Source organism: Nonomuraea jiangxiensis (assembly GCF_900099965.1).
GTDB lineage: Bacteria > Actinomycetota > Actinomycetes > Streptosporangiales > Streptosporangiaceae > Nonomuraea > Nonomuraea jiangxiensis.
The window spans coordinates 1-26,910 of sequence record NZ_FNDJ01000026.1; the positions used below are offsets into that span (position 1 = coordinate 1).

Genomic DNA, 26,910 nt, shown 5'->3' on the forward strand with positions numbered 1-26,910 from the left:
ATCTAAGCGGGAAGCTCGCCTTGAGATGAGGTCTCCCTCCCAGTGATGGGGTAAGGCTCCCGGTAGATGATCGGGTTGATAGGCCGGAGGTGGAAGCGCGGTAACGTGTGGAGCTGACCGGTACTAATAGGCCGAGGACTTGACCACAAAGCAGACTTTCAAGTTTTTGCTCGCGTCCACTAGGCAATTCTGAGACAGCAAACAGGCTGTTTCGGAGGGTTACGGCGGTTATGGCGGGAAGGAAACACCCGGTTACATTCCGAACCCGGAAGTTAAGCTTCTCTGCGCCGATGGTACTGCACTCGGGAGGGTGTGGGAGAGTAGGTCGCCGCCGGACAATCTTTGTGGGGGGTTCGACGTTTCGGGCGTCGGGCCCCCCCTTTTTTTGCGTTGGTGAGGCTTCACGTGTGGTGCGTGGGGCCTTTTTTTGTTTCGCTACGGGGTCTGGAGAAGGGGCTCTATGCGGTAGGGGATCTGGGTTGACAGGGCGATCGTGGTGTCGGTGCGCTGTACGGCCGGTGACGCCAGGATGTGGGCGATGATCTCCTGGAGATGGTCGGTGGTGCGGGCCACCACGCGGCACAGCAGGTCGTGCTGGCCGCTCGTGCCGTGGACCTCCAGGATCTGCGGAACGGCGTCGAGTGCCGCCACCGCCTCCGTCAGCCGGCCCTGGGCGATCTGCAGCCAGACGAAGGCCAGGATGGGGTGGCCGGCGTGGGCGGGGGAGACCGTGGGGCCGAAGTTCTCGATCACTCCTCGGGTCGTCAGTTTCTCCACCCGGGCCTGGACGGTGCCTCTGGCCACGCCGAGCTGGCGGGCCAGTTCGGTCAGGCCGATGCGGGGGTTGGCACGCATGGTCACGAGGAGCCTGGTGTCGAGGTCGTCCATTCGGGTAGCTCCGAGGGTTGTGCGATCCGCTCAAGAAACGGGGGTTCGGGGATGCGGAATCTAGCGTATCGCGCAGTGGAATTGGGCACTCTTGCCAGGTGAAGCCGGGGTTTGGTGTCATCTGAGACATGTTTGAGGAAGCACAGTACTTCGCCCCAGTTGCCGCCCAAAAGGATGGGTCGGTGGTGGTGGAGCTGTCCGCGTCCCATCCGGGGTTCGCGGATCCGGTGTACCGGGAGCGGCGGAACGCGATCGCGCGGTTGGCGCTGGACTATCAGCCGGGGACGCCCATTCCCGCGGCCGAGTACACCGAGCAGGAACACGCGGTGTGGGCGATGGTCACCAGGGAACTGGCGGTCAAGCACCAGAAGTACGCCACCGCCGAATACCTGGCCGGCGCGGCTCGGCTGGGGCTGCCGCAGGACCGGATTCCGCAGCTTGAGGAGGTTTCCGAGCTGCTGGAGCCGCTGACCGGGTTCCGCTATCGGCCGGCGGCGGGGCTGGTGCCGTTGCGGGAGTTCTACGGGGTGCTCGCGGATGGGTTCTTCTATTCGACACAGTACGTCCGGCACCACTCCGTGCCCTTCTACACGCCCGAGCCCGACGTCATCCACGAGGTGATCGGGCATGCCAACGCCCTGGCGCATCCCCGGTACGCCGCCCTCTACCGCCTGGCCGGGCAGGCCGCGCGGCGGGTCGAGGGGGAGCAGGCGCTGGAGTTCGTGTCGAAGGTGTTCTGGTTCACGATGGAGTTCGGGGTGATGGCCGAGGGGCATGAGCTCAAGGCGTACGGGGCGGGGATTTTGTCGTCGTACGGGGAGATCGAGGAGTTTCGCGGCATGGACATCAGGCCGTTGGACCTGGCGGCCATGGGGGCGACCGAGTACGACATCACGAAATACCAGGACGTGCTGTTCCGGGCCGAGTCGCTGCAGCACCTGGAAGATGTCGTGGGAGGCTTCTGGGACTCCTGTGACGACGATGCGGTAGCGAGACTCCTGGCTACTGGTGTCTAGCGATGTGTCAGGAGTTTTCGTGATAATGCTCGGGTGACCGGGGGCAGGCGGAAGGCGACACCGCGGTTGGCCGTCGCGCTCGCCCTGCTCCTGCCACTCGTGGTGCCCCCTCCGAACGTCCCTGAGGCGTCGTACGCGGCCCTTCCCGTCTCGGGTGGTCTGGGACAAGTGGACAGGGCATCTGGGGCGCAAGAGGCGATTCTGGGGCGTATCGAGTCGAGCGTGGAGGTGGAGAACCTCCCCCCGATCCCGGCCAAGGAGATCGGCAAGCGGCTCGACCGGTATCTGGCGGGCCGTCCGGGGCCGGTCAGCGCCATGGTCAAGGATCTGGCGACCGGACGGGTCTATCGCTACCACCCGGGCGAACGCATGATCACGGCCAGCTCTGCCAAGGTGCAGATCCTGCTGGCGCTGTTGCTCAGGACCCCGTGGAAGAAGTTACCGAAGGCCGTCAGGCACGATGCCGAGCAGATGATCCGCTACAGCGACAATCACGCCGCCGACCGGCTCTGGTTGCGGATCGGTGGCGCGACCGGGTTCACCGAGGCGGGCAGGCGGTTCGGGCTCAAGCACACGCACGGCGTGCCCGGCAGCTGCGTGGACCTGTACTGCTGGGGCATCACCCGCACGTCCGCCGAGGACCAGGTCCGTCTCATGCAGGCCCTCGTCTCCAGGAAGAGCCCGCTCTCGAAGAAGGAGCGCGACCAGGTGCTCAGGCTCATGGGCACGGTCGTCGACGGGCAGGACTGGGGCGTCAGCGCCGCGGCGTGCGGGGGCGACCGGGTGGCTCTGAAGAACGGCTGGCTCAAGCGGGTGTCGAACAAGCTCTGGGCGACGATCAGCGTGGGCCTGGTCCGGAGTGACGGCCACGACTACGCCATTGCCGTACTCACTGAGGGCAGTCCCGAGGTGGGGTACGGCATAGCGACCGTCGAAGGCGTAGTGCAGAGAATTATGCAGTCGTTCCGGAAATGCCGGGCGTGACGAGCCGGTAGCCCACCCCGCGTACGGTCTGGATGAGCTGGTCGTCCTCGTCGCCCAGCCGCGCCCGCAGGCGCTTGACGTGTACGGCGATCGTGTTCGTCGAAGTGGTGGCCGCGGCGTGCCACACGTGGCGCATGATCTGCTCCCGGGTGACCGTGCGGTCGGCGTTGCGCATCAGGTACTGCAGCAGCTCGAACTCGCGCAGCGGTAGGTGCACCGCCCGGCCGCCGACGCGTACCTGGTAGGCCTGTACGTCCAGCTCGACCCCGCCGACGGCCAGGATCTTGCGGGACTCGGGCGAGGCCGCCTGGATGAACGGCAGCAGCTCGGCAATCCGGTAGGGCCGGGCCACGCAGGCCGCCGCGCCCGCGGCGAGCGCGCGTACCGCCTGCTCGGCGTGGCCCTCGCCGACGCCGAGCAGCACGGGCACGGCTCTGGCCAGGCGTACCGCGCGGACGAACTCCACCGCGTCGATGACCGGTAGCGAGGCCGAGACGAGCACCACGTCCGGTTGTATGGCGCCCGCCTGCAGCAGCCCTTGAGCTCCATCGGGAACGCCGGTGACGGCCACCCCCTCACGTTCGAGGGCAGTGGCCAGTTCTTCCACGACAGTGCCGTCGGGGTCGGCGATGAGCAGTACGGGCTTGGTCCTCGTGTCCCCGTTCATCGTGGATGCCGCCTGCTGTCGCGTCATCAGCCGAAGCGCCCCGTGATGTAGTCCTCTGTCGCCTTCTGAGTTGGATTGGTGAACATGCGGGAGGTCTCGTCCATCTCGATGACCTTGCCGGGTTTGCCCTGCTCGGCCAGGTTGAAGAACGCCGTCCTGTCGCTGACCCGGGCGGCCTGCTGCATGTTGTGGGTGACGATGACGATCGTGTACTCGTCCTTCAGCTTGGCCATCAGGTCCTCGATGGCCAGCGTGGAGATCGGGTCGAGCGCCGAGCAGGGCTCGTCCATCAGCAGGACCTGCGGCTTGACCGCGATGGCCCGGGCGATGCAGAGCCGCTGCTGCTGACCGCCGGACAGGCCCGCGCCGGGCTTGTTGAGGCGGTCCTTGACCTCGTTCCAGAGGTTGGCGCCCTTGAGCGACTCCTCCACGATCCCGTCGAGCTTCGACTTGCTCAGGCGGCCGTTGAGCCGGAGCCCGGCGGCCACGTTCTCGTAGATCGACATCGTGGGGAACGGGTTGGGGCGCTGGAAGACCATGCCGATCATGCGCCGGACGGAGACGGGCTCGACGTTGGGGGCGTACAGGTCATCGCCGTCGAGCAGCACCTTGCCCTCCACGCGAGCACCGGGGATGACCTCGTGCATGCGGTTGAGCGTGCGCAGGAAGGTCGATTTGCCGCATCCGGATGGCCCGATGAACGCGGTGATCGAGCGGGGCTCGATGGTCATCGACACGTCCTCGATCGCCTTGTGCGACCCGTAGTACGCGTCGAGACCCGAGACCTGGATCTGCTTGGACATTGTGGCGTTTACCCCCTATCGGCCCCTGGCAGGCGCGCGCCACCAGGCGATCAGGCGCGCTACCAGGTTGAGCAGCATGACGATCAGGATGAGCGTGAGGGCACCGGTCCACGCCCGGTCGACGGCGGTGTCGTTGGGCCGGGCCGCCTGGTCGAAGACGAAGAGCGGCAGGCCCATCTGCGGCCCGTTGAACGGGTCGTTGTTGATGGAGTTGGTGAAGAACACCGTCATCAGCAGCGGCGCGGTCTCGCCGGCGACTCTGGCGACGGCCAGCATGACGCCGGTGACGATGCCGGTGAACGCCGTCGGCAGCACGACCTTGAGGATCGTGCGCCACTTGGACACGCCCAGCGCGTACGAGGCTTCGCGTAGGTCGTTGGGCACCAGCCGGAGCATTTCCTCGGCCGATCTGACCACGGTCGGCATCATCAGGATGGCCAGCGCGAGCGCGCCCGCCCAGCCGGAGAACTGGGCGCCCAGGAACAGGATCCAGAACGCGAAGATGAACAGGCCCGCAACGACGGAAGGGACGCCGGTCATGACGTCCACGAAGAAGCTGATGGCGCGGCTCAGCCGGCCGCCCTGGCCGTATTCGACCAGGTAGATCGCGGTGAACAGGCCGATCGGGACCGAGATGACGGAAGCGAGCAGGACCTGTTCCAGGGTGCCGATGATCGCGTGGTAGGCGCCGCCGCCGGCGTCCCTGGCGCCGATGCCGCGCATGGAGTGGGTCAGGAACTCCAGGTCCAGGCGGGCCACGCCGTTGGAGATGACCAGCCAGAGCACGGAGACGAGGGGCACCACGGCGAGTGCGAAGGCCAGGTAGACCAGGGCCTTGACGAAGAGGTCCTTGAACCTGCGGCCCGCCGAGATGTGCTGGATACCTGTCGTCGTTGTCATGCGCCGACCCTCGCGTATTCCTTACGGCGGTTGATGACGAAACGGGCACCCATGTTGACCAGCAAGGTGATGACGAACAGCACCAGACCGGAGGCGATCAGGGCGCCGCGGCCGATGTCGTTGGCCTCGCCGAAGCCGTTGGCGATGTTGGCGGCGATGCTGTTGGCGTGCGGGGTGAGGATCTGGAAGGAGATGTCGAAGGTCGCGGGGAAGATGAGCGCGACCGCGATGGTCTCGCCCATGGCCCGGCCGAGGCCGAGCATCGCGGCGCTGATCACGCCCGGGCGGCCGAACGGCAGGACCGCCATCCTGATCATTTCCCAGCGGGTGGCGCCGAGTGCCAGTGCCGCTTCCTCGTTCATCTTCGGTGCCTGCAGGAAGACCTCGCGGGAGATGGCCGCGATGATCGGCAGGATCATGATCGCCAGGACGACGGCGCCCGCGAACATGGTCTTGCCGCCGATGATGCCCTCGCCGGCGAAGAGCGGGAACCAGCCGAGGTGCTCGTTCAGCCACTGTGACGGCGTGCGCAGCAGCGGCACCAGGAACGTCACGCCCCACAGGCCGTAGACCACGCTGGGGACGGCGGCGAGCAGGTCGATCAGGTAGCCGAGCGGCGCGGCCAACCGGCGGGGTGCGTAGTGGGAGATGAACAGCGCGACGCCGACCGCGATCGGGGTGGCGATGACCAGGGCGAGTGCAGAGCTGAGCACGGTGCCGAAGGCGAGAGCCCCGATGCCGAACACCTTGCTGCTGTTGGGCTCCCAGACCAGGTCGCCGAAGAAGTTACCCTCGTTCGCCCGCAGGGCGGGGATGGCCTCGCTGATGAGGAACACGGCGATGGCCGCCATGATCGCCAGCAGGACGACACCCGCCGCGGTGGAGAGAAACCGGAACAGCCCTTCTCCATGGGTGCGCCGCGAGGCGGACCGGCTCATGGCCGGCCCGCCGTCACGGGTCTTGGTATTGGTCGCCATCAGTCGTTAGGAGATCGCCTCGACCGCGGAACGGACCTTGGTGAGCAGGGCGCCCGACAGCGGGGCGTAGCCGAGCTGCCCCAGAGCCGCCTGACCCTCGTCGCTCGCGGTGTAGGTGAGGAAGGACTTGACCAGCTTGGACTCCTCGGCCGACAGGCCCTTCTCACAGGTGATCTCGTAGGTCACCAGGACGATCGGGTAGGCGCCCGCGGTCTTGGTGGCGTAGTCGATCGACAGGGCCAGGTCGTTGCCGGTGCCCTTGATCTCGGCGGTCTCGACGGTCTTGGCCGCGCTCTCGGGGGTCAGCTCGACGAACTCGCCGGCGCCGTTGGCCACCTTGGCCTTCTGCAGCGAGGAGTTCTCGGCGTAGGAGAGCTCGACGTAGCTGATCGCGCCCTCGGTGTCCTTCACCGAGGAGGCGATGCCGTCGGAGCCCTTGGAGCCCTGGCCCTTGGCCTCGGCCGGCCAGGCCTTGGCGGGCTCGTAGGGCCACTCGGCGGTGGCCTTGAGGAACTTGGTGAAGTTGTCGCTGGTGCCCGACTCGTCCGAGCGGTGGAACGCCTGGATCGGCACGGACGGCAGCGTCGCGTTCGGGTTGTCGGCCTTGATCGCGGCGTCGTCCCACTTGGTGATCTGGCTGTTGAAGATGCCGCCGAGCGTCTTGGGCGACAGCTGCAGGCCGTCGACACCGGGCAGGTTGTAGACGACGGCGACCGGGCCGGTCACCATCGGGATGTTGATCGCCTTGCCGGTCTTGCACCGGGCGTCGGCCTGGGCCGGCTCGTCGTCCTTGAGCGCCGAGTCGGAGCCGGCGAAGGCGATCGTGCCCTGAATGAACGACTGCACACCCGCGCCCGAGCCGCTGGGCTGGTAGTTCAGCGTGACACCGGGGTTGGTGGCCGTGAAGTTCTTCGTCCACTCGGTGATCGCGTTGGCCTGGGCAGAGGAGCCCGCGGCGTTGATCGTGCCACTCAGACCCGCGTCGCTGCCCGCGGAGGCGGTGGCGGAGGTCGTAGTGCCGCTGCCCGCAGGCGCGTTGTCATCAGTGCCGCACGCAGCGAGCGAGAGCGCGCCGACAACGGCGACGGCGGCGAGCCGGCTTGCATACTTCACGGTTTGGGTCCTCCCACTTGGTCCTTAGTCGCCATGAAGCTATGCAGCCAAGGTGACCCGGACCCCCCACCAGGGGTGAACGTTCGGTGAACGCGCCAGGTCGCCCCCATGATGGGTGGTATGACTTATCGCGTATGCCTTGTGTGCATGGGCAACATCTGCCGATCGCCGATGGCGGAGGTCGTCCTCCGCCGCACACTCACGGAGCGTGGCCTGGGAGAACAGGTCACGGTCGACAGCGCGGGAACGGGCGGCTGGCACGTCGGGGATCCCATGGACGAGCGGGCACTCGCCATTCTGGCCCAGAACGGTTACGACGGGGCCGCGCACCAGGCCCGGCAGTTCACCGGGGATTGGTTCAGCCGTTACGATCTGGTCCTCGCCATGGACCGTGACAATCTCGTGACCCTGCGCCGGATGGCGCCCGCGGACGTGGAGGTGCGGTTGTTCCGCTCGTTCGATCCGGCGGCGCCGCCCGACGCCGAGGTGCCCGATCCGTACTACGGGGGGCGCGAGGGGTTCGAGGAGGTGCTCGCCCTGGTCGAGGCGGCCTCCGAGGGGGTGGCCAAGCACATTGCCGATGAGATCGGCTAGGGATCTGGGCGCCTCGCACGGGTGGCGGCTCAAGCGGGGGCTGCTCGACGACGGGCGCGAGGTGTTCGCGAAGACGGGGACGGCCTCGGAGGTGTTCGCGTCGGAGGCCGCCGGGCTGCTGTGGCTCGGCGAGGCGATCGCGGTGCCCGAGGTGGTGGAGGTCGGCGCGGACCGCCTGGTCCTGTCCTGGGTACGCCAGGAGCCGCCCTCTCCCGAGGCCGCCGAGCGGTTCGGGCGCGCGCTGGCCGCCATGCACCGGGCCGGCGCGGCGGGCTTCGGGGCGCCGTGGCCGGGGTTCATCGCCGAGTTGCCGATGGACAACTCGCCCGCGCCCGACTGGCCCGCGTTCTACGGCTCGCGGCGGGTGCTGCCGTTCCTGCGGATGGCCCGGCTGCCCGCGGCCGACGTCGCCCTGGTCGAGCGGGCCGTGGAGCGCTTCGCGGAGGTCGCGGGGCCGGCCGAGCCGCCGGCGCGCATCCACGGGGATCTGTGGAGCGGGAACGTGCTGTGGTCCGGGGGGTCGGGGGTGCTCATCGATCCCGCCGCGCACGGTGGGCATCGGGAAACGGACCTGGCCATGCTCCAGCTGTTCGGGCTGCCGTACCTGGATCGGGTGCTGGGGGCCTATCGGGAGGCGTGGCCGCCGGCGGAGGGGTGGCTGGAGCGGGTGCCGTTGCATCAGCTGCATCCGCTGCTCGTGCACGTGGTGCTGTACGGCGGGGGCTATCGGGACGCCTTGCTGGACGCGGCGCGGCGGGTGCTGGCGCTCTAGCGCGGGGTTGTTCGCCGGGGTGGTTGCGGAACGTGAGCTACGGAGGATCATCCGGGAGGCCGATCCCGTGGGGGTCGGGGACCGTCAAGCCGAGGTCACGTAGTGGGCAATGTGACGCAAAGGGATGAACGGGAAATGAACGCCGCAACCGCTGCCGTTGGTCGCGGCGGACGTGTGGGAGTCAGCGGGCGGTGCCGTTCAGGCGGTTGAGGACTTCCTCGTGCAGGGTGCCGTTGGTGCAGACCAGGCTGCCGCCCTCCAGACCCGGTACGCCTGCCACGTCGCTCCAGGTGCCGCCGGCCTCCTCCACGATCACGGTGAGCGCCGCCATGTCCCACGGCGACAGCTCTGGCTCGGCCGACAGGTCCACCGAGCCCTCGGCGACCATCATGTGCGACCAGAAGTCGCCGTACGCCCTGGTACGCCAGCAGGCGCGGCTGAGGTCGAGGAAATTGTCCAGCCTGCCGGTCTTCTCCCAGCCGCCGAAGCTGGAGTAGGAGAACGACGCGTCGGCCAGGCTGGACACGGAGGACACCTGCATCCGGGAGGCCTTGGTGAGGCTCTTGCCCGTCCACGCGCCGCCCTCGGTCGCCGCCCACCAGCGGCGGCCGAGCGCGGGGGCCGAGACCAGGCCGACGACGACCTTGCCGTATTCCATGAGGGCGATCAGGGTGGCCCAGACGGGGACGCCGCGTACGTAGTTCTTGGTGCCGTCGATGGGGTCGATGATCCACGACCGGGCGCCCCAGCCGGTCTTGCCGAACTCCTCGCCCACGACGGCGTCGCGCGGCCGGGCCCGGCGCAGCGTGCCGCGGATGGCCTCCTCCACGGCGCGGTCGGCGTCGCTGACCGGGGTCAGGTCCGGCTTGGTGTCGACCTTGAGATCGACCGCCTTGAACCGTCGCATGGTCAGGTCGTCGGCGGCGTCCGCCATGACGTGGGCCAGTCGAAGATCATCGTTATAACCCTGCACGATCGCCCACGCTACCGTGTCGGGTATACCGAACATCAGTCGCCAATGGCCCCGTTCTGGTAACTCTCGTCCCAGTTACTCGTCGGTAAGATGCCCGGTGTGTCAATTGATGTCGGATCTTTGCTGCTGGAAATGGTGCCGTTTGCCCGCACTCTAGGTATTACGTGGGATTCGGTGGGCGAAGGGCGGGCCATATGTCGTTTGCCCGATAGAGAGGAATTGCACAACCACGTCGGGGGGCCGCATGCGGGCGTGCTCTTCACCCTGGCCGAGTCGGCGTCGGGGGCCGCGATGTTGTCGGTGTTCGGGGACCAGCTGGAGCGGGCGGTGCCGCTGGCCACCTCGGCGCGGGTCGAATACCGGAAGGTGGCCAAGGGGGAGGTGTGGGCCGAGGCTCGGGTGCTCGGGACCCGGGAGGAGGTCGTGGGGACGTTGGACGCCGGGGAGCGGCCGGTGTTCGAGGTGGGGGTGGACGTCCGGAACGGGGATGGCGAGGTGGTCTGCGTGGTGAACGTGACGTGGACGCTACGCCCTCACCGGCGCTGAGCGAGGCTCGGCGGAGTGTCCACCGCCGGGGTGAGGTGTGGCGCTCACGGCGTCCGGCCCGTCAGGTAGGTCGGTGAACGGTCAGGGGGTGTCGTCGGGGGTGCCTTCGCGGCTGGACAGGAGGCGGCGGAGGGACTCCAGGCGGGCCGGGTCGGCGTTGCCGGCGGCCACCCAGGCTTCCAGGGCGCAGTCCTCGTCCAGGTGGGTGCAGCCCTTGGGACACTCGACCGTACCCTCGATCAGGTCGGGGAACGCGGCCAGGACCGTCTCCACGGACACGTGCGCCAGGCCGAAGCTACGGACTCCCGGAGTGTCGATGATCCAGCCGCCCTCCGGCAGCTCCAGGGCCACAGCCGAGGTGGAGGTGTGGCGGCCGCGGCCGGTCACCGCGTTGACCTGGGAGACCGCGCGGTTGGCGGCAGGGACCAGGGCGTTGACCAGGGTGGACTTGCCGACCCCCGAATGGCCGACCAGGACGCTGATGTGGCCGGTCAGGTGGTCGCGGAGCTCTTCCAGCGAGCCGCCCTTGTGCACGACGACGTGCGGAACGCCGAGTGGCTCGTACAAGGCCACCAGCCCGTCCGGCGGGGCCAGGTCGGACTTGGTGAGGCACAGGAGCGTGTCGATCTCCGCGTCGAACGCCGCCACCAGGATCCGGTCGATCATGCGGGGCCGGGGCGGCGGGTCCGCGAGGGCGGTCACGATGACGAGCTGGTCGGCGTTGGCCACGACCGGGCGTTCGATGCCGTCGGTGTCTTCGGTGTCGTCGGCCGAGCGGCGCAGCATCGAGCTGCGGGGCTCCACGCGGACGACCCTGGCCAGGGTGTCGGGCCGGCCTGACACGTCGCCGACCAGGGCCACCCGGTCACCCACGACGATTCCCTTGCGGCCCAGCTCGCGTGCCTTCATGGCGACCACCAGGCGCCGCTGCGGCGGCTTGCGCTTCTGGGCCGAGCCCCTCGCGCGCTCCGGCTCCACCAGGGTCGTGTAGCGGCCCCTGTCCACGGCCACTACGAAACCCTCTACGGCGTCCTCGTGCGCAGGACGGATCCGGGTCCGCGGCCTGGAGCCTTTGCCCGGCCTGACCCGTACGTCGTCCTCGTCGTATTCCCGCTTTTTCAGCGGTCTGCTCCCATACGCCTGCCGTCCTTTCGTGGGGCTGTGAGTGCTCGTCGGGGGAGTGGGCCGCGTTCGCGCTGGCGGCATCGGTTCGCTCGGGTGGGGTCGTCATGCTCAACGTCCGCGTGCTGCCGTACGTTTCCGTGTGGCAGGTGGCGGCTTGTCGGCACGAGCACGTGCCGCCCATCTCCGGCGTGCCCGGCGCTATCCCCGTGAAACCAGCCGGTGGCGGCCGGCAGCCGGAGCGTGATCATCGGGAGTCCAGCATCGCCGTCCACATCCGGGTGAACTCCGGGAGGGTCTTGGCGGTGGTCGCGATGTTCTCGACCGACACGTCGGGCACCGCGAGACCGATCACGGCGCCGGCCGTGGCCATGCGGTGGTCGTCGTAGCTGTGGAAGACGCCGCCGTGCAGCGGGCGGGGGCGGATGATCAGGCCGTCGTCGGTCTCCTCCGCGTCGCCGCCCAGCCGGTTGATCTCGGTGGCCAGCGCCGCCAGGCGGTCGGTCTCGTGGCCGCGCAGGTGGCTCACGCCCCGGATGCGGCTCGGCGAGGTGGCGAGCGCGGCCAGGGCGGCGATCACCGGGGTCAGCTCGCCCACGTCGCGCAGATCGGCGTCGATGCCGGAGATCTCGCCCGTGCCGGTGACCACCAGGTCGGTGGTGCCGGCCGCAGCCCCTGCGATGTCGACGGTGTCCGCGAGGGCGGCGGGGGCGTCCTGGCGGGTGACCGTGGCGCCCATCGTCGTCAGCAGGTCGCGCAGGGCGTCGCCCGGCTGGGTGGTCTCCAACGGCCAGGCGGGGATCGTGACAGAACCGCCCGTCACCAGGGCGGCGGCCAGGAAGGGGGCGGCATTGGACAGGTCGGGCTCCACCGTCATGTCCCTGGCCGCGATCGGGCCGGGCTCGACCCGCCACACGTCGCGCTCGCCGGCGTCCACCCGGACGCCCACCGCCCTGAGCATCTGCACGGTCATCTCGATGTGCGGCTGCGAGGGCACCGGCGGGCCCACGTGGCGGATGGTGACGCCCTTCTCGAACCGCGCCGCCGTCAGCAGCAACCCCGAGACGAACTGCGACGACCCGGACGCGTCCAGCGTGACCTCGCCGCCCGCCAGCGGGCCACTGATCGTGAACGGCAGCGCGTCGTTGTCGATCCGCGCCCCCAGCGAACGCAGGGCGTCGAGGATCGGGCCCATCGGACGCTTGCGGGCGTGCGGGTCGCCGTCGAAGGAGACCGGGCCGTCGGCCAGGGCCGCCACCGGCGGGACGAAGCGCATGACCGTGCCCGCCAGCCCGGCGTCGATGCGCGCGCCGCCGCGGATCGGGCCCGGCGTCACCTGCCAGTCGACCGCCGCGCTCGTCTCCTCGACCGCCACCAGGCTCGCGCCCAGGGCCCGCAGCGCGGACACCATCAGGTCCGCGTCGCGGCTGCGCAGCGCCCGGCGGACGACTCCCGGGCCGTCGGCGAGGGCGGCGAGCAGGAGCGCGCGGTTGGTCACCGACTTGGAGCCGGGCAGCGGGACGGTGGCGGTGACCGGGGCGGTCGCCGTGGGTGCTGGCCAGTGCGGAGCGGGCATGGTCAAAGCCTACTGGTCCTGCCGGCGGCGGGTCGCGGCCTGTGGACGGAGTGGATCGTGCGGAGGTCTGAGGGGGCGCCGGGCCGTCAGGTGCCGGGTGGGGTGGACGTACGCATGCGGTGGGAACGCCGGCATGGCAGTGTGGGGACATGTGCGGTAGATACGCCTCGGCGCGAAAGAAGCACGAGCTGCTGGAGGAGTTCGAGGTCGAGCTCGACAGCGAGCCGGAGAAGGAACTCGGCGCCGACTACAACGTCGCGCCCACCAAGAACGTCTACGCCGTGCTGAGCCGCGTCCCCCAGGAGGCCGAACGAGCGGTACGGCAGCTCAGGATCGTGAAATGGGGTCTCGTGCCCGCCTGGGCCAAGGATCCGTCGATCGGGTCCCGGCTGATCAACGCCAGGATCGAGACGGTGGCCGAGAAGCCGTCTTACCGTCAGGCGTTCGCCAAGCGCAGGTGCCTGATCCCGGCCGACGGCTACTTCGAGTGGATGCCGGTCGAGGGCGAAAAGAAGAAAAAGCAGCCGTACTACATCCATCCGGCGGACGGCGGGGTGCTGGCCATGGCCGGCCTGTACGAGTTCTGGAAGGACCGCTCGCGCGACGACGACGACCCGCTCAAGTGGCTGGTGACCTGCACCGTCATCACCACCGACGCGGAGGACCAGCTCGGCCGCATCCACGACCGGATGCCCATGATGATCGAACGCGAGCGCTGGGCCGAGTGGCTCGACCCCAAGCTGACCGACATCGACGAGGCCACGGGCCTGCTGGTGCCCGCCGACCAGGGGAGGCTGACGGCGCATCCGGTCTCGACGGACGTCAACAACGTTCGGAACAACGGCCCGGACCTCATCAAACCCCTCATGGACGAGGAGGAAACAGCACTCTTCTAAAGGTGTAAGAAGCACGGTAATTGGGCATCCGGTGAGGAAAGCGATGCATCCGTTCACTCGGTGTCACCGCCAAAAAGCCCCCAATTGCACCGGGCGGGACAACCGGGGAGTCCACGCCGCGGGTTGCCCTCATTTCACCCGGAGGTGCGGATTCGTGGACGTCACGACCGTTCGTGAGCGGCTGGAAGACATGCTCGCGGAATTGGACCGCTCGATCGGGGTCCTGCAGGGCGACCCCGTCGCCGTACGCGAGCATTCGGCGGCCGACGCGGGCTCGGACCTGACCGACGCCGACCGCGCGCAGGCGATGCTCACCGTGGCCACCGCGCAGCGCCGTGCGGTCGTCGAAGCGATCAAACGCCTTGAGGAAGGCACGTACGGCCAGTGCGTCGACTGTGCCAGGCCGGTCCCGGAGGGCCGGCTCGAGGCGCGCCCCGAGGCGGCGCGCTGTGTGCAGTGCCAGGGCAAACGGGAGCGCCGCCGCTGAAAGTCGGAACGGCCGCCGGACACGAAGAACGGCGGCTCCGCGGGTCGCGGCCGTCGTCGGCCCCGCGCGGGAGTGTCAGTTCTTGCGGGCGCTGGCCACCAGGTGGATGCCGACCGTGTCGTCGTCGTCCGGGTGCGCGTCGAGCTCGGTGCGCACCAGCCAGGTCAGCGACCGGGTGTCGGACCCGAGCACGTGGTCCACCGTGGACGGCGACAGCACCGTGCGCGGCCGCACCCACTCCACCTCCAGCCCGGCGCCCATCAGCAGCTCGCGCAGCTGCCCGCTGCTGAAGCACCGGGTGATGCTGCCGTCCGGCCACGGCACCAGCATGACCTCGCCCGTCTGGCGCAGGTGCTGCCACTGCTCCTGCTCGGCCAGGATGGCCATGCCCAGGACCAGGGAGTCGACGCACACCAGGGCCCGCCCGCCCGGCCGCAGCACCCTGGCCACGTCGCTCATCGCCGACTCCGCCATGAGCTCGATCGACATGGCCCGCTCCTCGGCCAGCACCGCGTCCACACTCGCGTCCGGCAGGAACGCCAGGTCGTCGGCCCGAATGTGACGCACCCGGTCGGCGTCCCGCAACCGGGACTGCGCATCGACCGTCCTGCGGAAGTCGAGCACCTCGATCACCCGGTGCCCCGCCCTGGAGGCCTGGCCGGACCAGCGCCCGCGGCCGCCGGAGAGATCGAGGATCACGGAGGGATCGCCGGGGAGCCAGCGGCTCAATTGCTCGGCGGCGACGGCGCGGTAGAAGGTCCAGTACGGCCCGAGCGTCCCTGAGCCGTTCAGTTCCTCGGCCGGAATGGGCAGCACACGCGACTCCTGAGTTCCGGAAAAAGGGCTACCAGCCGGTACGTATGGACGTTCCCCGCACCGGGTCCTTCGTACCTTCTATCTTGCGGGAACAGACAAGGGCGCGGGCGTGTTGCGACGAGCATGCTCACATTGCTCAGACCCCAGCCCGCCGAACACCAGGTCGGCGGCCAGCGGGTATCCTCCCCTGAGTACGGTGTTCCGCCACAGCCGGCCACCGGTGATCTTAGGGGGGTGGGTCCGGTGCCCGCGACAGGCGCGGAGACGCTGGAGCAGCGAAGCGAGCGATTCGAGCGCGACGTCATGCCGTATCTCGATCAGCTCTATTCCGCCGCGCTCCGGATGACCCGAAATCCCGCGGACGCGGAGGACCTGCTGCAGGAGACCTTCGCCAAGGCGTTCGCCTCCTTCCACCAGTTCCAGCAGGGCACCAACCTCAAGGCGTGGCTCTACCGGATCCTGACCAACACCTTCATCAACAGCTACCGCAAGAAGCAGCGCGAGCCGAAGCAGTCGGGCACCGAGGAGATCGAGGACTGGCAGCTCGCGCGGGCCGAGTCCCACACCTCGAGCGGCCTGAAGTCGGCCGAGGTGGAGGCGCTGGAGCACCTGCCCGACGGGGACATCAAGCAGGCGCTCGCCCAGTTGCCGGAGGAGTTCAGGATCGCGGTCTATCTGGCCGACGTCGAAGGCTTCCCCTACAAGGAGATCGCCGACATCATGGGCACTCCGATCGGCACCGTGATGTCGAGGCTGCACAGAGGACGCAGGCAGTTGCGGGGCCTCCTTGAGGACTATGCCCGCGAGCGTGGTCTGGTCCCGGCGGAGGGATCGAAATGAGCTGTGGCAACCCGCATGACACCGACTGTCGCGACGTGCTCGACAAGGTCTACGCCTACCTCGACGGCGAGCTGACCGACGGCGACGTGGTCGAGATCCGCGTGCATCTCGACGAGTGCAGCCCGTGCCTCCAGGAATATGACCTTGACAAGGCGATCAAGGCGCTCGTGGCCAAGCACTGCGGTTGTGACCCGGTGCCCGCTGATCTGCGTTCCAAAGTGCTGGCGCGCATCGCGCAGGTGAGGGCCGAGCTGGCGGACTAGGATTCTGCCCATGCGCGTGTTGGTCACCGGCGGCGCCGGGTTCATCGGCTCGAATCTCGTCGATCGCCTGCTGGCGGACGGCCACGAGGTCGACGTGGTGGACGACCTCTCCACAGGGAGCAGGGAAAATCTGGAGCAGGCCGCGGAAAGCGACCGGTTCCGGCTGCACGCGTTCGACATCCTTGATCCCGCGCTGGTCGGCCTCTTCGCGGAGCGGCAGCCGGAGGTCGTCTGCCACCTGGCCGCGCAGATCAGCGTGCGCAGGAGCGTCGGCGACCCGGCGCACGACGCCAGGATCAACGTCGAGGGCACCGCGGCCGTGCTGGCCGCCGCCCGGGCGGGGCACACGCGCAAGGTGGTGTTCGCCTCCTCCGTGGCCGTCTACGGCCGGCCGCCGACCATCCCGGTGCCGGGCGACGCCGTGCCCGACCCGCGCTCGCCCTATGCCGCCTCCAAACTGAGCGGCGAGATCTACCTCGCCACGTTCCGAGCCCTGTACGGCATCGAATACACCACGCTGGTGCTCTCCAACGTCTACGGCCCGCGGCAGTCGCCCGAGGGCGAGGCCGGAGTGGTGGCGATCTTCGCCGACGCCCTGCTCAACGGCACGCCCACGGTCCTCTACGGCGACGGCACGCAGACCCGCGACTACGTCTACGTCGACGACGTCGTGGACGGCTTCGTACGGGCGTGCGGCGGCCGGGGCAACGGGCGCCGGTTCAACCTCGGCACCGGCATCCAGACCGCCGACCGCCGGCTGCACTCGCTCATCTCCGACGCCGCGGGCGCCCAGGACAAGCCCGGGTTCGCGCAGCCTCGTGTGGGTGACCTGCCGGCGATGGCGGTCGACCCGGTGCCCGCCCACGACGGGCTCGGCTGGGAGCCGCGCACCGACCTGCCCACCGGCGTGAAGAAGACCGTCGAATGGACCAGGAGCCATCGCGTCAGGTAGTTGCTTGATTACGCTTTGCTTGCGATTTCCCGCTCGGCCCATATGGCCACCTCGTCTTCTGTAGCGTGAACCCCAGAAGTCGACATGGAGGCATGTGGATGTTCATGGTTACGGTCGCCCGGCTGCTCGCCGCCATCGCACCTATCGGCGGAGCGGGTCCCCGCGGGGTGTCCTGGATCTGAACACCGTAGGGGGCCGCAATGCGTGATCTGCCGTGGCCTGCAAGGGTCTATCTGGTCGCCGTCATCGGGGTGGCGGCCGCGCTCATCGTCCGTAACGTGATCACTTCCGGCGCTCCGGTGGCGCCGGAGGATCTTGACGTGCTGCTGGTGCTGGCCCTGCTGTTCCTGGTGTGCGAGTCGATGCCGACGCTGCTCAACGTGGAGCAGTTCGCGGTGTCGGTGAGTTTCTCCGCCTCGCTGGCGGCCGTGGTGCTGATCGGTCCCGACGGCGCGGCGCTGGTGGGGCTCACCGCGGTCCTGAGCGTGCGGCCGGGGCTGCCGCTCATCAAGCGGCTGTTCAACGGCGCCCAGTTCGCCATCTGCGGCTACGCGGCCGGCTGGGTCTACCAGGCGCTCGACGGCGCGGTCGGCGTGCCGCAGGTCAACGCCTTCGATGACCTCATCGGCCCTTACGCCGCGGCCACCGGCGTCTTCGTGCCGCTCAACATCGTGGTCACGCTGACCATGATCGCGCTGGCCACCGGGGTCAGGGCGACCGACGTGCCGCTGCGCGGGATGGTGCAGTTCCTGCTGTCCTACCTCGGCTACGGCACCTTCGGGCTGCTGGTGGCCGGGCTGTGGGCGACCGTGCAGTCGATCTCGGCCGTGCTGGTGCTGCTGCCGCTGTTCGTGGCGCGGTGGGCGTTCGGCCACTATCACGCGCAGCAGCGCTCCTACGACGCCACCATCGCCGCGCTCTGCCAGGCCGTGGAGACCAAGGACTACTACACCAGGGGCCACTGCACGCGCGTCTCCCTCGCCTCCTCCATGATCGCCCAGGAGATCGGCATGGGCCTGGAGCGGGTGCGCGCCATCCGCTACGCGGGCATGCTGCACGACGTGGGCAAGCTCGGCGTGCCGACCAAGGTGCTGCAGAAGAACGGGCCGCTCACCGAGGAGGAGTTCGCCGCGATCCAGCTCCACCCGATGCGCGGCCTGGAGATCGTGCGCGGCATCGGCTTCCTCGACGAGGCGTACGCCGGGATCATGCACCACCACGAGCGCCACGACGGCACCGGCTACCCGATGGGGCTCGCCGGTGACGAGATCCCCGAGTTCGCCAAGGTCATCGCCGTGGCAGACGCGTTCGACTCGATGACCTCCGACCGCTCCTACCGTGGTGCCAGGCCCGTCGGCGAGGCGGTCGACGAGCTGCGCAAGAGCGCCGGCACCCACTTCGACCCGGTCATGGTGGCCGCCTTCGTCCGGGCTCTCGAACGCGAGCCGTGGCAGCCCCCGCGCCGCGTCGACCCGCCGCCGCCGGACGCGGCCGAGACGTCGATCAAGGACCACGACGACCCGACGATGCCCATCCAGGTCGTGAGCGGGCCATGATCACCACAGAGCGCCCCAGGCGTACCGAACGCTCGCTCAACACGGTCCTGCGCCGGCTCGACTCCGGGCAGTTGCTGCTCATCTGCGTGGCCGGGCTGGTCGCCGTGGCGGGGATCGCGCACACGGCCTCCGTCGGGCTCGACCGTCCGGAGATCGCGGTCGGGTTCGGGGCGCTCATCGCGATCGGCGAGCTGGCCAGGCTGACCATGCCGGGCAACAGGGAGGTCGCGCCCATCGGCGCCGCCGCCGCGCTCGGCTACACGCTGCTGCTCGACCTCAGCCAGAACCAGTTGCACCACTCCGCGCTGCAGGTCGTGGCCGTGATCGCGGTCGGAATGCTCGCGGGGGCCCTCCCGCACCTGGCCGTGGGCCGGCCGCCGCGCCTGGAGGCGATGGCCCGGCGGCTGCTCACCGGCGCGTTGCTGGCCTTCGCCTTCCGGCCGCTGGCCGATCCGCTCTACAAGCTCACCACGCCGCCGACCAGCACCTGGTGGCCCGCGCTCGCGGTGATGGTCACGCTGATCGCGATCGCCTTGATGATCGACGTGCTGATCGCCGCGCTGCTGCGGGCCGAGCAGGTACGCACCGCGTTCAGGGTGGCGGTGCGCGACGAGATCAACATGGCGTTCCCGCTGGGTGCCGCCGTGGCCTCGTCGGGGGTGCTGCTCGCGCTGGCCACGCACAGCATGGACCTGGTCGCGCTGCTGGTGTTCGCCGCGCCGCTGCTCGTCACGCAGGTGGCCTTCCGGAAATACGCCGGGATCCGCGCCACCTACCTGCAGACCGTACGCGCCCTGTCGCGGGTCACGGAGGTCGGCGGCTACGTCGAGCCCGGCCACTCGCGCCGGGTGAGCCGTCTGGCCGTGGCCATCGGCAGGGAGCTGGGCATGGCCGAGCCCGAGCTGCTGGAGCTCGAATACGCCGCGCTGATGCACGACATCGGCCAGCTCTCGCTGCGCGACCCGATCCCCGGCGGCGCGACCGTGCTCACCGAGCCCGACCAGGCCCGGCGCATCGCCGAGCTGGGCGCCGAGGTGATCAGGCAGACGGGGGTGCTGGACCGGGTGGCCGAGGTGGTCAGGCGGCAGTGCGACCCGATCACCGACGATCCGCCGCTGTCGAGCCGCATCATCAAGGTCGCCAACGCCTACGACGACCTGGTGGGGCCGTCGACCGACCGCGACCGGGCCGGGGCCGCGCTGGAGCGGGTCCGGCTGTCCGGCGGTGGCGCGTACGATCCGCATGCGATCGAGGCGCTCGCCCGCGTGGTGGACCGCGGGCGCGTCTGAGCCGGCCGGTTACGGGCCCCCGGGTGCGACCCGACGTTGCGCGGAGCCCACGCGCCGGATGAGGATGTGGGGACACGGGAAGAGGGGAGCCCTCCGGTGGCCGAGGTACGCGCGGAGATGGTGGCGAACGTGGGGAAGGTCGTCGTCAGCGAGGGCGACACCGTCTCCGACGGCGACACGCTGGTCATCCTTGAGTCGATGAAGATGGAGATCCCGGTCATCGTCGAGGGGGACGGCGTGGTTTCGCAGCTCAAGGTGGCCGAGGGCGACGTGATCCAGGAAGGCGACGTGATCGCCGTCATCGAGTGACCGGACGTCGTCGAGCCGTCAGGCCTTTCGCCGAGTGAGTGTCAGCGGGCGGCGCGGGCGAGGAACGCGGCACGGTCGACCACCATCCGCTCGATGATGCCCTGACCCACGACGGTGCGCCTGTCATGGGCCTCGAAGGCGAAGATCAGCCGCCGGCCGTCCACCTCGATCAGCTCCACGCCGACCTGGACGTGCGTGCCCAGCGGGCTGGCGGCCAGGTGATCGAGCTCGACCCGGGTGCCGACGGAGGTCTGGCCGGGCTGGAGGTGCTTCTCGACGGCCCGGACGCAGGCGGCCTCGGCCAGCGCGACCAACCGCGGCGTGGCGAGCACGGGAACGTCTCCGCTGCCGACCTTCTTCGCGGTGTCCTCCATTTCGACCATGATGAGCAACTGGGCGCGGAGCCCCGGAACGAGCGTCATGAGGCTCAGCCTACTAACGGCAGGCTGAGTTCCTGGAAACGCGGACAAGTAGTGGAGGAAGGCCCCAGGATAGGGTGTATACGGCTTGAGGCTTTTGAGTGGCATGTGAGACTAGTGAGTCGTACACTCTCTGGGTTCCGTGACCACTGTGTTACCTCACCGCGACAAAAGTTCGCTTTGTTGGAGAATCGCGGGGTGGGAGAGCTTATCGAGACAGGGGGGTAACGGGGGAGTCATGGTGGCCCAAGGGACGACGCTGGCGGGGCGGTATCGGCTGGATACCCGCATCGGCGCCGGTGGCATGGGTGAGGTGTGGCGCGGCGAGGACATCGTGCTGGCGCGCACTGTCGCCGTCAAAGTGCTGCTTCCCGGCCGTATGGAGGACCCCGGGTTCGTCGCTCGCTTTCAGGCGGAAGCCAGGGCGATGGCCACGATCAACCACTCCGGCGTCGTTGACGTCTACGACTACGGAGTGAGCGGCGACACCGTCTATTTGGTGATGAAGTTCGTGGACGGCGAGCCGCTCGACCGGCTGCTGGCCCGGCTCGGCAGGATCCCGCCGCAGGCCGCCATGGAGCTGATCGCCCAGGCCGCGTCGGCGCTGCAGGCCGTGCACGATCGGGGGATCGTGCACCGCGACGTCAAGCCGGGCAACCTGCTGGTGCAGCGCGACGGCACGCTGGTGCTGACCGACTTCGGCATCGCGCGCTCCGACATCGCCAGCCGGCTCACCGACGCCGGCATGGTGCTCGGCACCGCCGCCTACTGCGCGCCCGAGCAGGCCGAGGGCGCTCCCGTCACGCCCGCGGTGGACATCTACGCGCTCGGCGTGGTCGCGTACGAGTGTCTGGTGGGGCAGCGGCCCTTCGACGGCGACAGCGCGGTCACGATCGCGCTCAAGCACATCCGGGAGGCGCCGCCGCCGCTGCCCGTCGAGATCCCGCAGCCGGTCCGCACGCTGGTGGACATCGCGCTGTCGAAGGACCCGGCGCGGCGATACCCGACGGCCAAGGCCATGAGCGAGGCGGCCAGGGCCATCGCCACCGGCCAGGAGCTGCCCGCCCCCCAGATGATGCCCACCACCGGGGCCACGATGGCGCCGCCGCCGGCGGCGTACCAGACGGGGGTGCAGCCGGCCCGCCCCGCGGAGACGACCACGGCGATGGCCGACCGGCGTGCCGGCGGGCGGCGCGGCACCAAGGCGCCACGCAGGACCGGGCTGATCGCGGGCATCGCCGCGGTGGTGGTGCTCGGTGTGGGCGCCGGGGCCGTCGCGCTGACAGGTATGGGGGCACCCGTCGGCTCGCAGGACCCGGATACGGGGGCGACCACCTCGAAGGTGACGAACGTGCCGTCGCGGCCCAAGACCTCCAAGCCCGTCAGGCCGCGCACGTCCGAGCCCACGCCGACGGAACGCGAGGAGCAGCCGACCGTCAAGCCGCCGGTGCGCCCCTCTGAGACCGAGAAGGAAGAGGAGCCGACCAAGACGCCCTCCTCGACGCCGACGGTCACCAAGACGCCCACCAACTCACCCTCGCCGACCGTCAAGAAGGTGCAGGTGCCCAAGGTGGTCGGGATGCGGTTCCTGGTCGGCCAGGACAAGATCGCGGCGGCCGGGCTCCAGCCGGAGCTCGTCGACCAGACCAACACCAGCAACGGCCCTTCCTGCGGCACGATCCAGGAGACGGTGCCCGCCGGCGGGAAGTGGGTCGAGAAGGGCGAGACGGTCAAGCTGGTCGTCACCGACGGCCCCTGCCAGTCGGACCCGCCGCCGACGGACGAGCCGACCCCGACCGTCTCGCCCCGGCAGTAGATCAGACCCCCGTCGTGTTGCGGGGGTAGGCGATCTGCGGGTCGGTGGCGATGTTCACCATGTACGGGATGCCGGAGTCGAAGGCCCTGCGCAGCGCGGGGCCGATCTCCGACGGCTTGGTGACCAGCTCGCCGCCGCCGCCCAGCGCGGTCACGACCTGGTCGTAGCGGCACTGCGGTTGCAGCTCCGCCGCCACGTCGTAGCCGTACAGGAGTTGCATGGGGTGCTTCTCCAGGCCCCAGATGCCGTTGTTGCCGCAGATCATGACGACCGGGAGCCGGTGGCGTACGAGGGTGTCGACGTCCATCAGCGAGAACCCGGCCGCGCCGTCGCCGAGCAGCAGCACCACCTGGGAGGAGGGCCGGGCCAGGCGGGCGGCCACGGAGTAGCCCAGGCCGGTGCCGAGGCAGCCGTACGGGCCCGGGTCGAGCCAGTTGCCCGGCTGCTTGGGCTCGACGTATTTGCCCGCGTAGGAGACGAAGTCGCCGCCGTCGCCGATCACCACGGCGTCGTCGGCCAGCAGCTTGCCGAGCTCGCCGTAGATGCGCATGGGGTGGATCGGGTCGGAGTCCGCGGCCAGCAGCTCGGCGTCGCCCGCGATGGCCGCCGCGGCCGTCTCGTGGAGCTTCGACACCCACGTGCCGTACCTGTCCGGCTTGACTCCCGCCTCCCCGCAGGCCGCGCCGAGGCCCCAGAACACCACCGACAGGTCGCCCGCCGCCGAGGCGGCCGGCTGCATGTGCGTGGCGAGCTGTGACGGCGCGTCGGCGATGTGCACCACCCGGGCCAGCGGCGCGCCCTCCTTGCCGCCGAACCAGCCGTAGTTGAGCCGGAAGTCCAGCGGCGTGCCCACCACGATCACCAGGTCGGCCTGGGAGAGGGCGAGGCCGCGGGCGCGGGTGACGAGCAGCTCGTGCCCCGACGGCAGGATGCCGCGGCCCTGGCCGTTGGGGATGACCGGCAACCGCCACGTCTCCGCGAAGTCGCGGGCGGCCTCCTCGGCCCGGTCCATCCACACGTCGGATCCGTAGACCAGCACCGGCCGCTCGGCCTCGGCCAGCAGCCGCGCGATGCCGGCCAGGGCCTCGGGGTCGGGCTCCAGCGGCGAGGGCGTCTGCGAATGCACGTCGTGCGACGGCGAGGGGGCGAACAGGTGGTCCATGTAGAAGTCGAGGAAGACCGGGCCGCGGTGCGGCGCGATGGCCGTGCGGAAGGCCATCTCCACGTCCTGCCCGATCGACTCGGCTCCGGTGGCGGTGAAGGCCAGCTTGGTGATCGGCTCGAGCAGCGGCGGATGGTCCAGCTCCTGCAGGGCGCCGCTGCCCCAGCGCGACTGGGGCGCCCGGCCGCCCATGACGACCACCGGCGAGCCGTTGAAGTGCGCCGTGGCCACGCCGCTGACGCCGTTGGTGATGCCCGGCCCCGCGGTCAGTACGGCCAGTCCGGGCTTCCTGGTCAGCCTCGCCGTCGCCTCGGCGGCGAAGACCGCGCTCTGCTCGTGGCGTACGTCGAGGATGCGCATGCCTTCGTGCACCGCGCCGTCGTAGAGAGGAAAGACATGCCCGCCCGACAGGGTGAACATCGTCTCGACACCATAGGCCTTGGACACGGTGACGGCGGCGTCACCGGCGTGCTTCGCAGACTCCATGCCGGGAACTTACCAACCGGTCACAAGAGTAAACAGATTTCAAGGGCGGTGTACCACCGTCACCGTGACGACGCCTGTGGGGGCCGTGGCGGTGATCTGCCGGGGCGACCGGTCGTCCCTGTGGACGTTCATGATGCTGTCGGCCGCCCGCACCGTCAGGCCGTAGGGGAGGTCGGGCACGGTCAGGCCGACGTTGCCCGATGTCCTGACCACGGCCCTGACCTTCGTCGGCGGCTCGCGGAAGCGCAGGTGCACGTCTCCCGAGCCGACCTCCACGTCGGCCTCCTCGCCGTTGAGGCGGTCGGCGATGACGTTGCCCGTGCCGGTTCTGACCCAGACGGAGCCGGCGACGTCGTGGATGTTGACGTCGCCGGAGAGCGAGGTCAGGCGCAGGCCGCCGAAGAGGCGGTTGACGTTGAGCGCGCCGGAGGCCGTGCCGGCCTCGACGCGGGTCTCCGGCGGCACGAACAGCGAGTAGTCGGCCACGCAGAGCGGGCCGTCCGGCTGGTCGGAGTTGTGGCACTCCGCGTCGAGCCGCAGGGTCCCGCTGTGCTCCTCCCAGGTCTCCGTGACCGTCGGCCGGTCCGCCGACCAGCGCAGTTCCCGGAAGACCAGCAGCTCACCGGCCTCGCCGGGCTCGATGGACACGTTGACGTGGCCCTTGCCGACCTGGATCCGCACGTCGTCCCGGGCGAAGGGGATGGCCCGCGACTGCCGGGTCACCGGCGGCTCCGCGTGGGCGAACAGGCCCCAGAGCAGGGCCGTGGACGTCATGAGCGCGATCAGCGTCGCCACGGCGCCGGAGGCCAGCCAGGCCGCCCTCATGGCAGGCTTCTGATCTTGAGGAACCGCAGCACCGCCAGCACCCGCCGGTGGTCGCCCTCCGCGGGGGACAGGTGGAGCTTGGCGAAGATGTTGCCGATGTGCTTGCCCACCGCCCCCTCGCTGAGCACCAGGGCCTGGCTGATACCGGCGTTGGAGCGGCCCTCCGCCATCAGCGAGAGCACCTCCTGCTCGCGCGGAGTCAGGCGTTCGAGCGGGTCGCTGTTGCCGCGCACCAGGAGCTGGGCGACCACCTCCGGGTCGAGCGCGGTGCCGCCCGAGGCCACCCGGCGCAGCGCGTCGATGAACTCGGTCACGTCCGCCACCCGATCCTTGAGCAGGTAGCCGACGCCACCGGTCGCGGCGGAGGCCAGCAGCCGGGCCGCGTAGCGCTCCTCGACGTACTGGGAGAGCACCAGGACCGCCAAGGCGGGATGCTGGCGGCGCAGCACCAGCGCCGCCCGCAGGCCCTCGTCGGTGTGCGTGGGCGGCATCCTGACGTCCGTGATGACCAGCTCGGGACGGTGCTCCTCGACCGCGCGCAGCAGCCCCTCGGCCTCGTCCACGGCCGCCACCACCTCCATGCCGGCCGCGTCCAGCAGCCTGATCAGGCCCTCGCGCAGCAGCACGGAGTCCTCGGCGAGCACTACTCGCACGGCAGCTCCACCTCGATCGTCGTGGGCCCGCCGAGCGGGCTGGACAGCTTGAGCGACCCGTCCACCGAGTCGATGCGCTGGGCCAGGCCGCGCAGGCCGGTGCCGCCGTCCAGCCGGGCACCGCCGCAGCCGTCGTCGTGAACCAGCAGGTGCAGGCGGTCCCGCTCGCGCCGCACGCCCACCTCGGCCCGGGTGGCCGCGGCGTGCTTGGCGATGTTGGTCAGTGCTTCGGACACGACGAAGAACGCCACCGCCTCGATAGTGGGGGAGGCCCGCCGATCGATGTCGACGCGCAGCTTGACGGGGAAGGGGGCCCGGGCGGCGACGCCGGACAGCGCCGCGTCCAGGCCCTGGTCGTTGAGGACGGCCGGATGCAGCCCGCGGACGAAGTCGCGCAGCTCCTTGAGCGCCTGCTTCGCCTCCTCGTGCGCCTGCTCGATCGCTTCGCGGGCCGGCTCCGGCAGGTCGGTCAGGGTGGCCCTGGCCAGGCCGAGGTTCATGGCGAGGGAGACGAGCCGCTGCTGGGCGCCGTCATGCAGGTCGCGCTCGATCCTGCGGCGCTCGGCGTCGGCCGCGTCGATCACGCCGGCCCGGCTCTCGGTCAGGGTCTCGATCCGGTGTCCCAGCTCGGAACGGCTGGGCCCGAGCAGCGTGCGCGCCACCGAGAGGTCCAGCGCCGCCATGCCCCGGGCCAGGACGGGCGCGAGCAGCAGCAGCGCGAATCCGATCAGGATGTAGGCGGCCAGGATTTTTTCGTCCCGCAGGTCGAACATGAACTCCAGCGGCGGCGGCTGCATATTCGGCCCCAGGAACGCCAGCAGCCCCACCACGGCCCCGCCCCACGACAGCGCCACCAGGAACGCCGCCACAGAGCTCACCAGCGGGGAGAGCAGGTGGTAGCCGATCTGCCGCCAGGTGGTCGCCCTGCGCCACTGGCTGGGGGAGCGTACGGGCGGGATGCGCACCCCGAGGAACGCCTCGAACCTGGACCGCTGCACCCCGCTGAACCGGGGCAGGCCGAGCCGCAGCAGCGGAGGGATCACGGCCAGGAGAAGCGTCAGCCCGCCGAACACCATGGCGACCGGCAGCCCGATCATCACGTGGGCCGTGTCGAGCCAGGCGCGGGCCGACCATGGGCGGGGGACTTTCATACCTCAACCGTATTGAGCCGCATGGAGGACGCGAAATGGGTTTGGTGTGCCGATGGAGG

29 protein-coding genes and 2 rRNA genes are annotated in these 26,910 nt (G+C 69.7%); 16 read left to right on the plus strand and 15 right to left on the minus strand.

What is annotated here, in order from left to right:
* Together BLS95_RS40930 and rrf are read left to right on the plus strand one after the other, a co-directional pair.
* A 23S ribosomal RNA gene (locus tag BLS95_RS40930) occupies window positions 1-147 on the plus strand; the annotation flags it as partial.
* A 73-nt stretch (window positions 148-220) separates the two neighbouring features.
* A 5S ribosomal RNA gene (rrf, locus tag BLS95_RS40935) occupies window positions 221-337 on the plus strand.
* A 98-nt stretch (window positions 338-435) separates the two neighbouring features.
* Here rrf and BLS95_RS40940 read toward each other — a convergent pair.
* Entirely contained in the window at window positions 436-888 is a 453-nt protein-coding gene (locus tag BLS95_RS40940) for an Lrp/AsnC family transcriptional regulator (protein WP_090944803.1), read from the minus strand.
* A gap of 128 nt (window positions 889-1,016) precedes the next feature.
* On the opposite strand from BLS95_RS40940, the gene BLS95_RS40945 reads away from it, so the two are divergent.
* Together BLS95_RS40945 and BLS95_RS40950 are read left to right on the plus strand one after the other, a co-directional pair.
* A complete protein-coding gene (locus BLS95_RS40945; RefSeq protein ID WP_090944806.1) occupies window positions 1,017-1,904 on the plus strand; it encodes a phenylalanine 4-monooxygenase in 888 nt (295 codons plus the stop codon).
* 222 nt (window positions 1,905-2,126) lie between these two features.
* The gene (locus BLS95_RS40950; protein ID WP_245765600.1) at window positions 2,127-2,888 is read left to right on the plus strand and encodes a serine hydrolase; all 762 of its coding nucleotides are present in this window, start codon (window positions 2,127-2,129) and stop codon (window positions 2,886-2,888) included.
* Here BLS95_RS40950 and BLS95_RS40955 read toward each other — a convergent pair.
* From BLS95_RS40955 to pstS, 5 genes are read right to left on the minus strand one after another with little or no spacing between them, the layout of a single operon-like run.
* Window positions 2,857-3,582 carry a response regulator transcription factor gene (locus BLS95_RS40955; RefSeq protein ID WP_090944809.1) on the minus strand — a complete coding sequence of 242 codons (726 nt, stop codon included), beginning with the start codon at window positions 3,580-3,582 and terminating at the stop codon, window positions 2,857-2,859. The two genes, BLS95_RS40950 and BLS95_RS40955, sit on opposite strands and share 32 nt — an antisense overlap.
* On the minus strand, window positions 3,582-4,358 hold the full coding sequence (gene pstB, locus BLS95_RS40960) for a phosphate ABC transporter ATP-binding protein PstB (protein WP_090944812.1): 777 nt from the start codon (window positions 4,356-4,358) through the stop codon (window positions 3,582-3,584). The genes BLS95_RS40955 and pstB overlap by 1 nt, the downstream gene beginning before the upstream one ends.
* A gap of 15 nt (window positions 4,359-4,373) precedes the next feature.
* Complete coding sequence (pstA, locus tag BLS95_RS40965) at window positions 4,374-5,258, minus strand: phosphate ABC transporter permease PstA (protein WP_090944815.1); 885 nt, start codon at window positions 5,256-5,258, stop codon at window positions 4,374-4,376.
* On the minus strand, window positions 5,255-6,235 hold the full coding sequence (gene pstC / locus BLS95_RS40970) for a phosphate ABC transporter permease subunit PstC (protein WP_090944818.1): 981 nt from the start codon (window positions 6,233-6,235) through the stop codon (window positions 5,255-5,257). Before pstC ends, pstA begins: the two co-directional genes overlap by 4 nt.
* Before the next feature lie 6 nt (window positions 6,236-6,241).
* Complete coding sequence (gene pstS, locus BLS95_RS40975) at window positions 6,242-7,348, minus strand: phosphate ABC transporter substrate-binding protein PstS (protein WP_090944821.1); 1,107 nt, start codon at window positions 7,346-7,348, stop codon at window positions 6,242-6,244.
* A 120-nt stretch (window positions 7,349-7,468) separates the two neighbouring features.
* On the opposite strand from pstS, the gene BLS95_RS40980 reads away from it, so the two are divergent.
* Both BLS95_RS40980 and BLS95_RS40985 read left to right on the plus strand, forming a co-directional pair.
* Window positions 7,469-7,942, plus strand: coding sequence for a low molecular weight protein-tyrosine-phosphatase (locus tag BLS95_RS40980; protein WP_090944824.1), 474 nt, complete (start codon window positions 7,469-7,471; stop codon window positions 7,940-7,942).
* Window positions 7,929-8,714 (plus strand): fructosamine kinase family protein, encoded by a 786-nt coding sequence (locus tag BLS95_RS40985; protein WP_090944827.1) that lies wholly within the window; start codon window positions 7,929-7,931, stop codon window positions 8,712-8,714. The genes BLS95_RS40980 and BLS95_RS40985 overlap by 14 nt, the downstream gene beginning before the upstream one ends.
* 181 nt (window positions 8,715-8,895) lie before the next feature.
* Here BLS95_RS40985 and hisN read toward each other — a convergent pair whose 3' ends face one another.
* A complete protein-coding gene (hisN, locus tag BLS95_RS40990) occupies window positions 8,896-9,687 on the minus strand; it encodes a histidinol-phosphatase (RefSeq protein WP_090945118.1) in 792 nt (263 codons plus the stop codon).
* A gap of 132 nt (window positions 9,688-9,819) precedes the next feature.
* Between hisN and BLS95_RS40995 the strand changes: the two genes are divergently transcribed.
* Window positions 9,820-10,233: a PaaI family thioesterase gene (locus BLS95_RS40995; protein WP_342742818.1), complete on the plus strand. Its 414-nt coding sequence runs from the start codon at window positions 9,820-9,822 to the stop codon at window positions 10,231-10,233.
* 81 nt (window positions 10,234-10,314) lie between these two features.
* On the opposite strand, the gene rsgA is transcribed toward BLS95_RS40995, so the two are convergent.
* A complete protein-coding gene (gene rsgA / locus BLS95_RS41000) occupies window positions 10,315-11,355 on the minus strand; it encodes a ribosome small subunit-dependent GTPase A (protein WP_090945119.1) in 1,041 nt (346 codons plus the stop codon).
* A gap of 247 nt (window positions 11,356-11,602) precedes the next feature.
* A complete protein-coding gene (aroA, locus tag BLS95_RS41005) occupies window positions 11,603-12,931 on the minus strand; it encodes a 3-phosphoshikimate 1-carboxyvinyltransferase (RefSeq protein ID WP_090944838.1) in 1,329 nt (442 codons plus the stop codon).
* A gap of 149 nt (window positions 12,932-13,080) precedes the next feature.
* Between aroA and BLS95_RS41010 the strand changes: the two genes are divergently transcribed.
* Together BLS95_RS41010 and BLS95_RS41015 are read left to right on the plus strand one after the other, a co-directional pair.
* The gene (locus tag BLS95_RS41010) at window positions 13,081-13,827 is read left to right on the plus strand and encodes an SOS response-associated peptidase (protein WP_090944842.1); all 747 of its coding nucleotides are present in this window, start codon (window positions 13,081-13,083) and stop codon (window positions 13,825-13,827) included.
* A 154-nt stretch (window positions 13,828-13,981) separates the two neighbouring features.
* Complete coding sequence (locus tag BLS95_RS41015) at window positions 13,982-14,314, plus strand: TraR/DksA family transcriptional regulator (protein ID WP_090944845.1); 333 nt, start codon at window positions 13,982-13,984, stop codon at window positions 14,312-14,314.
* Window positions 14,315-14,389: 75 nt separating this feature from the next.
* Here BLS95_RS41015 and BLS95_RS41020 read toward each other — a convergent pair whose 3' ends face one another.
* Window positions 14,390-15,130 carry a class I SAM-dependent methyltransferase gene (locus BLS95_RS41020; protein WP_090944848.1) on the minus strand — a complete coding sequence of 247 codons (741 nt, stop codon included), beginning with the start codon at window positions 15,128-15,130 and terminating at the stop codon, window positions 14,390-14,392.
* Between the two features lie 234 nt (window positions 15,131-15,364).
* On the opposite strand from BLS95_RS41020, the gene BLS95_RS41025 reads away from it, so the two are divergent.
* The 6 genes from BLS95_RS41025 (at window position 15,365) to BLS95_RS41050 (ending at window position 20,339) form a co-directional block, all read left to right on the plus strand.
* Window positions 15,365-15,970, plus strand: a complete 606-nt coding sequence (locus tag BLS95_RS41025; RefSeq protein ID WP_090944851.1) for a sigma-70 family RNA polymerase sigma factor — start codon at window positions 15,365-15,367, stop codon at window positions 15,968-15,970.
* A complete protein-coding gene (gene rsrA / locus BLS95_RS41030) occupies window positions 15,967-16,233 on the plus strand; it encodes a mycothiol system anti-sigma-R factor (protein WP_090944854.1) in 267 nt (88 codons plus the stop codon). The genes BLS95_RS41025 and rsrA overlap by 4 nt, the downstream gene beginning before the upstream one ends.
* Window positions 16,234-16,243: 10 nt before the next feature.
* Complete coding sequence (locus tag BLS95_RS41035; protein ID WP_090944857.1) at window positions 16,244-17,185, plus strand: NAD-dependent epimerase/dehydratase family protein; 942 nt, start codon at window positions 16,244-16,246, stop codon at window positions 17,183-17,185.
* Window positions 17,186-17,385: 200 nt separating this feature from the next.
* Complete coding sequence (locus BLS95_RS41040) at window positions 17,386-18,741, plus strand: HD-GYP domain-containing protein (RefSeq protein ID WP_090944860.1); 1,356 nt, start codon at window positions 17,386-17,388, stop codon at window positions 18,739-18,741.
* On the plus strand, window positions 18,738-20,030 hold the full coding sequence (locus BLS95_RS41045; RefSeq protein ID WP_090944865.1) for an HD-GYP domain-containing protein: 1,293 nt from the start codon (window positions 18,738-18,740) through the stop codon (window positions 20,028-20,030). The genes BLS95_RS41040 and BLS95_RS41045 overlap by 4 nt, the downstream gene beginning before the upstream one ends.
* Before the next feature lie 96 nt (window positions 20,031-20,126).
* On the plus strand, window positions 20,127-20,339 hold the full coding sequence (locus BLS95_RS41050; protein ID WP_143044085.1) for a biotin/lipoyl-binding carrier protein: 213 nt from the start codon (window positions 20,127-20,129) through the stop codon (window positions 20,337-20,339).
* Window positions 20,340-20,380: 41 nt separating this feature from the next.
* Here the strand turns inward: BLS95_RS41050 and BLS95_RS41055 are convergent, their stop codons facing one another.
* Window positions 20,381-20,761, minus strand: a complete 381-nt coding sequence (locus BLS95_RS41055) for a thioesterase family protein (RefSeq protein WP_245765601.1) — start codon at window positions 20,759-20,761, stop codon at window positions 20,381-20,383.
* A 235-nt stretch (window positions 20,762-20,996) separates the two neighbouring features.
* Here BLS95_RS41055 and BLS95_RS41060 point away from each other — a divergent pair, with 235 nt between their 5' ends.
* Window positions 20,997-22,574 carry a protein kinase domain-containing protein gene (locus BLS95_RS41060; protein ID WP_090944868.1) on the plus strand — a complete coding sequence of 526 codons (1,578 nt, stop codon included), beginning with the start codon at window positions 20,997-20,999 and terminating at the stop codon, window positions 22,572-22,574.
* A 1-nt stretch (window position 22,575) separates the two neighbouring features.
* Here BLS95_RS41060 and BLS95_RS41065 read toward each other — a convergent pair whose 3' ends face one another.
* Genes BLS95_RS41065 through BLS95_RS41080 form a run of 4 tightly spaced genes read right to left on the minus strand, consistent with a single transcriptional unit; the run spans window position 22,576 to window position 26,851 of the window.
* Window positions 22,576-24,222: an acetolactate synthase gene (locus BLS95_RS41065; RefSeq protein WP_090944871.1), complete on the minus strand. Its 1,647-nt coding sequence runs from the start codon at window positions 24,220-24,222 to the stop codon at window positions 22,576-22,578.
* A 39-nt stretch (window positions 24,223-24,261) separates the two neighbouring features.
* Entirely contained in the window at window positions 24,262-25,047 is a 786-nt protein-coding gene (locus BLS95_RS41070; RefSeq protein ID WP_090944874.1) for a DUF4097 family beta strand repeat-containing protein, read from the minus strand.
* Window positions 25,044-25,700 carry a response regulator transcription factor gene (locus tag BLS95_RS41075; RefSeq protein WP_090944876.1) on the minus strand — a complete coding sequence of 219 codons (657 nt, stop codon included), beginning with the start codon at window positions 25,698-25,700 and terminating at the stop codon, window positions 25,044-25,046. Before BLS95_RS41075 ends, BLS95_RS41070 begins: the two co-directional genes overlap by 4 nt.
* Window positions 25,691-26,851 (minus strand): sensor histidine kinase, encoded by a 1,161-nt coding sequence (locus BLS95_RS41080; protein ID WP_090944879.1) that lies wholly within the window; start codon window positions 26,849-26,851, stop codon window positions 25,691-25,693. Before BLS95_RS41080 ends, BLS95_RS41075 begins: the two co-directional genes overlap by 10 nt.
* Window positions 26,852-26,910: the final 59 nt, after the last annotated feature.

Coding starts and splice junctions, on each gene's coding strand:
- BLS95_RS41040 (WP_090944860.1), top strand. CDS start 17,386: ATGCGTGATCTGCCGTGGCCTGCAAGGGTCTATCTGGTCGCCGTCATC.
- pstC (WP_090944818.1), bottom strand. CDS start 6,235: ATGGCGACCAATACCAAGACCCGTGACGGCGGGCCGGCCATGAGCCGG.
- BLS95_RS40995 (WP_342742818.1), top strand. CDS start 9,820: ATGGTGCCGTTTGCCCGCACTCTAGGTATTACGTGGGATTCGGTGGGC.
- BLS95_RS41080 (WP_090944879.1), bottom strand. CDS start 26,851: ATGAAAGTCCCCCGCCCATGGTCGGCCCGCGCCTGGCTCGACACGGCC.
- rsrA (WP_090944854.1), top strand. CDS start 15,967: ATGAGCTGTGGCAACCCGCATGACACCGACTGTCGCGACGTGCTCGAC.
- BLS95_RS41065 (WP_090944871.1), bottom strand. CDS start 24,222: ATGGAGTCTGCGAAGCACGCCGGTGACGCCGCCGTCACCGTGTCCAAG.
- BLS95_RS41060 (WP_090944868.1), top strand. CDS start 20,997: ATGGTGGCCCAAGGGACGACGCTGGCGGGGCGGTATCGGCTGGATACC.
- BLS95_RS41010 (WP_090944842.1), top strand. CDS start 13,081: ATGTGCGGTAGATACGCCTCGGCGCGAAAGAAGCACGAGCTGCTGGAG.
- BLS95_RS40980 (WP_090944824.1), top strand. CDS start 7,469: ATGACTTATCGCGTATGCCTTGTGTGCATGGGCAACATCTGCCGATCG.
- BLS95_RS40985 (WP_090944827.1), top strand. CDS start 7,929: ATGAGATCGGCTAGGGATCTGGGCGCCTCGCACGGGTGGCGGCTCAAG.
- BLS95_RS41055 (WP_245765601.1), bottom strand. CDS start 20,761: ATGACGCTCGTTCCGGGGCTCCGCGCCCAGTTGCTCATCATGGTCGAA.
- BLS95_RS41070 (WP_090944874.1), bottom strand. CDS start 25,047: ATGAGGGCGGCCTGGCTGGCCTCCGGCGCCGTGGCGACGCTGATCGCG.
- BLS95_RS41035 (WP_090944857.1), top strand. CDS start 16,244: ATGCGCGTGTTGGTCACCGGCGGCGCCGGGTTCATCGGCTCGAATCTC.
- aroA (WP_090944838.1), bottom strand. CDS start 12,931: ATGCCCGCTCCGCACTGGCCAGCACCCACGGCGACCGCCCCGGTCACC.
- BLS95_RS41045 (WP_090944865.1), top strand. CDS start 18,738: ATGATCACCACAGAGCGCCCCAGGCGTACCGAACGCTCGCTCAACACG.
- BLS95_RS40940 (WP_090944803.1), bottom strand. CDS start 888: ATGGACGACCTCGACACCAGGCTCCTCGTGACCATGCGTGCCAACCCC.
- pstB (WP_090944812.1), bottom strand. CDS start 4,358: ATGTCCAAGCAGATCCAGGTCTCGGGTCTCGACGCGTACTACGGGTCG.
- pstA (WP_090944815.1), bottom strand. CDS start 5,258: ATGACAACGACGACAGGTATCCAGCACATCTCGGCGGGCCGCAGGTTC.
- BLS95_RS40945 (WP_090944806.1), top strand. CDS start 1,017: ATGTTTGAGGAAGCACAGTACTTCGCCCCAGTTGCCGCCCAAAAGGAT.
- BLS95_RS40955 (WP_090944809.1), bottom strand. CDS start 3,582: ATGACGCGACAGCAGGCGGCATCCACGATGAACGGGGACACGAGGACC.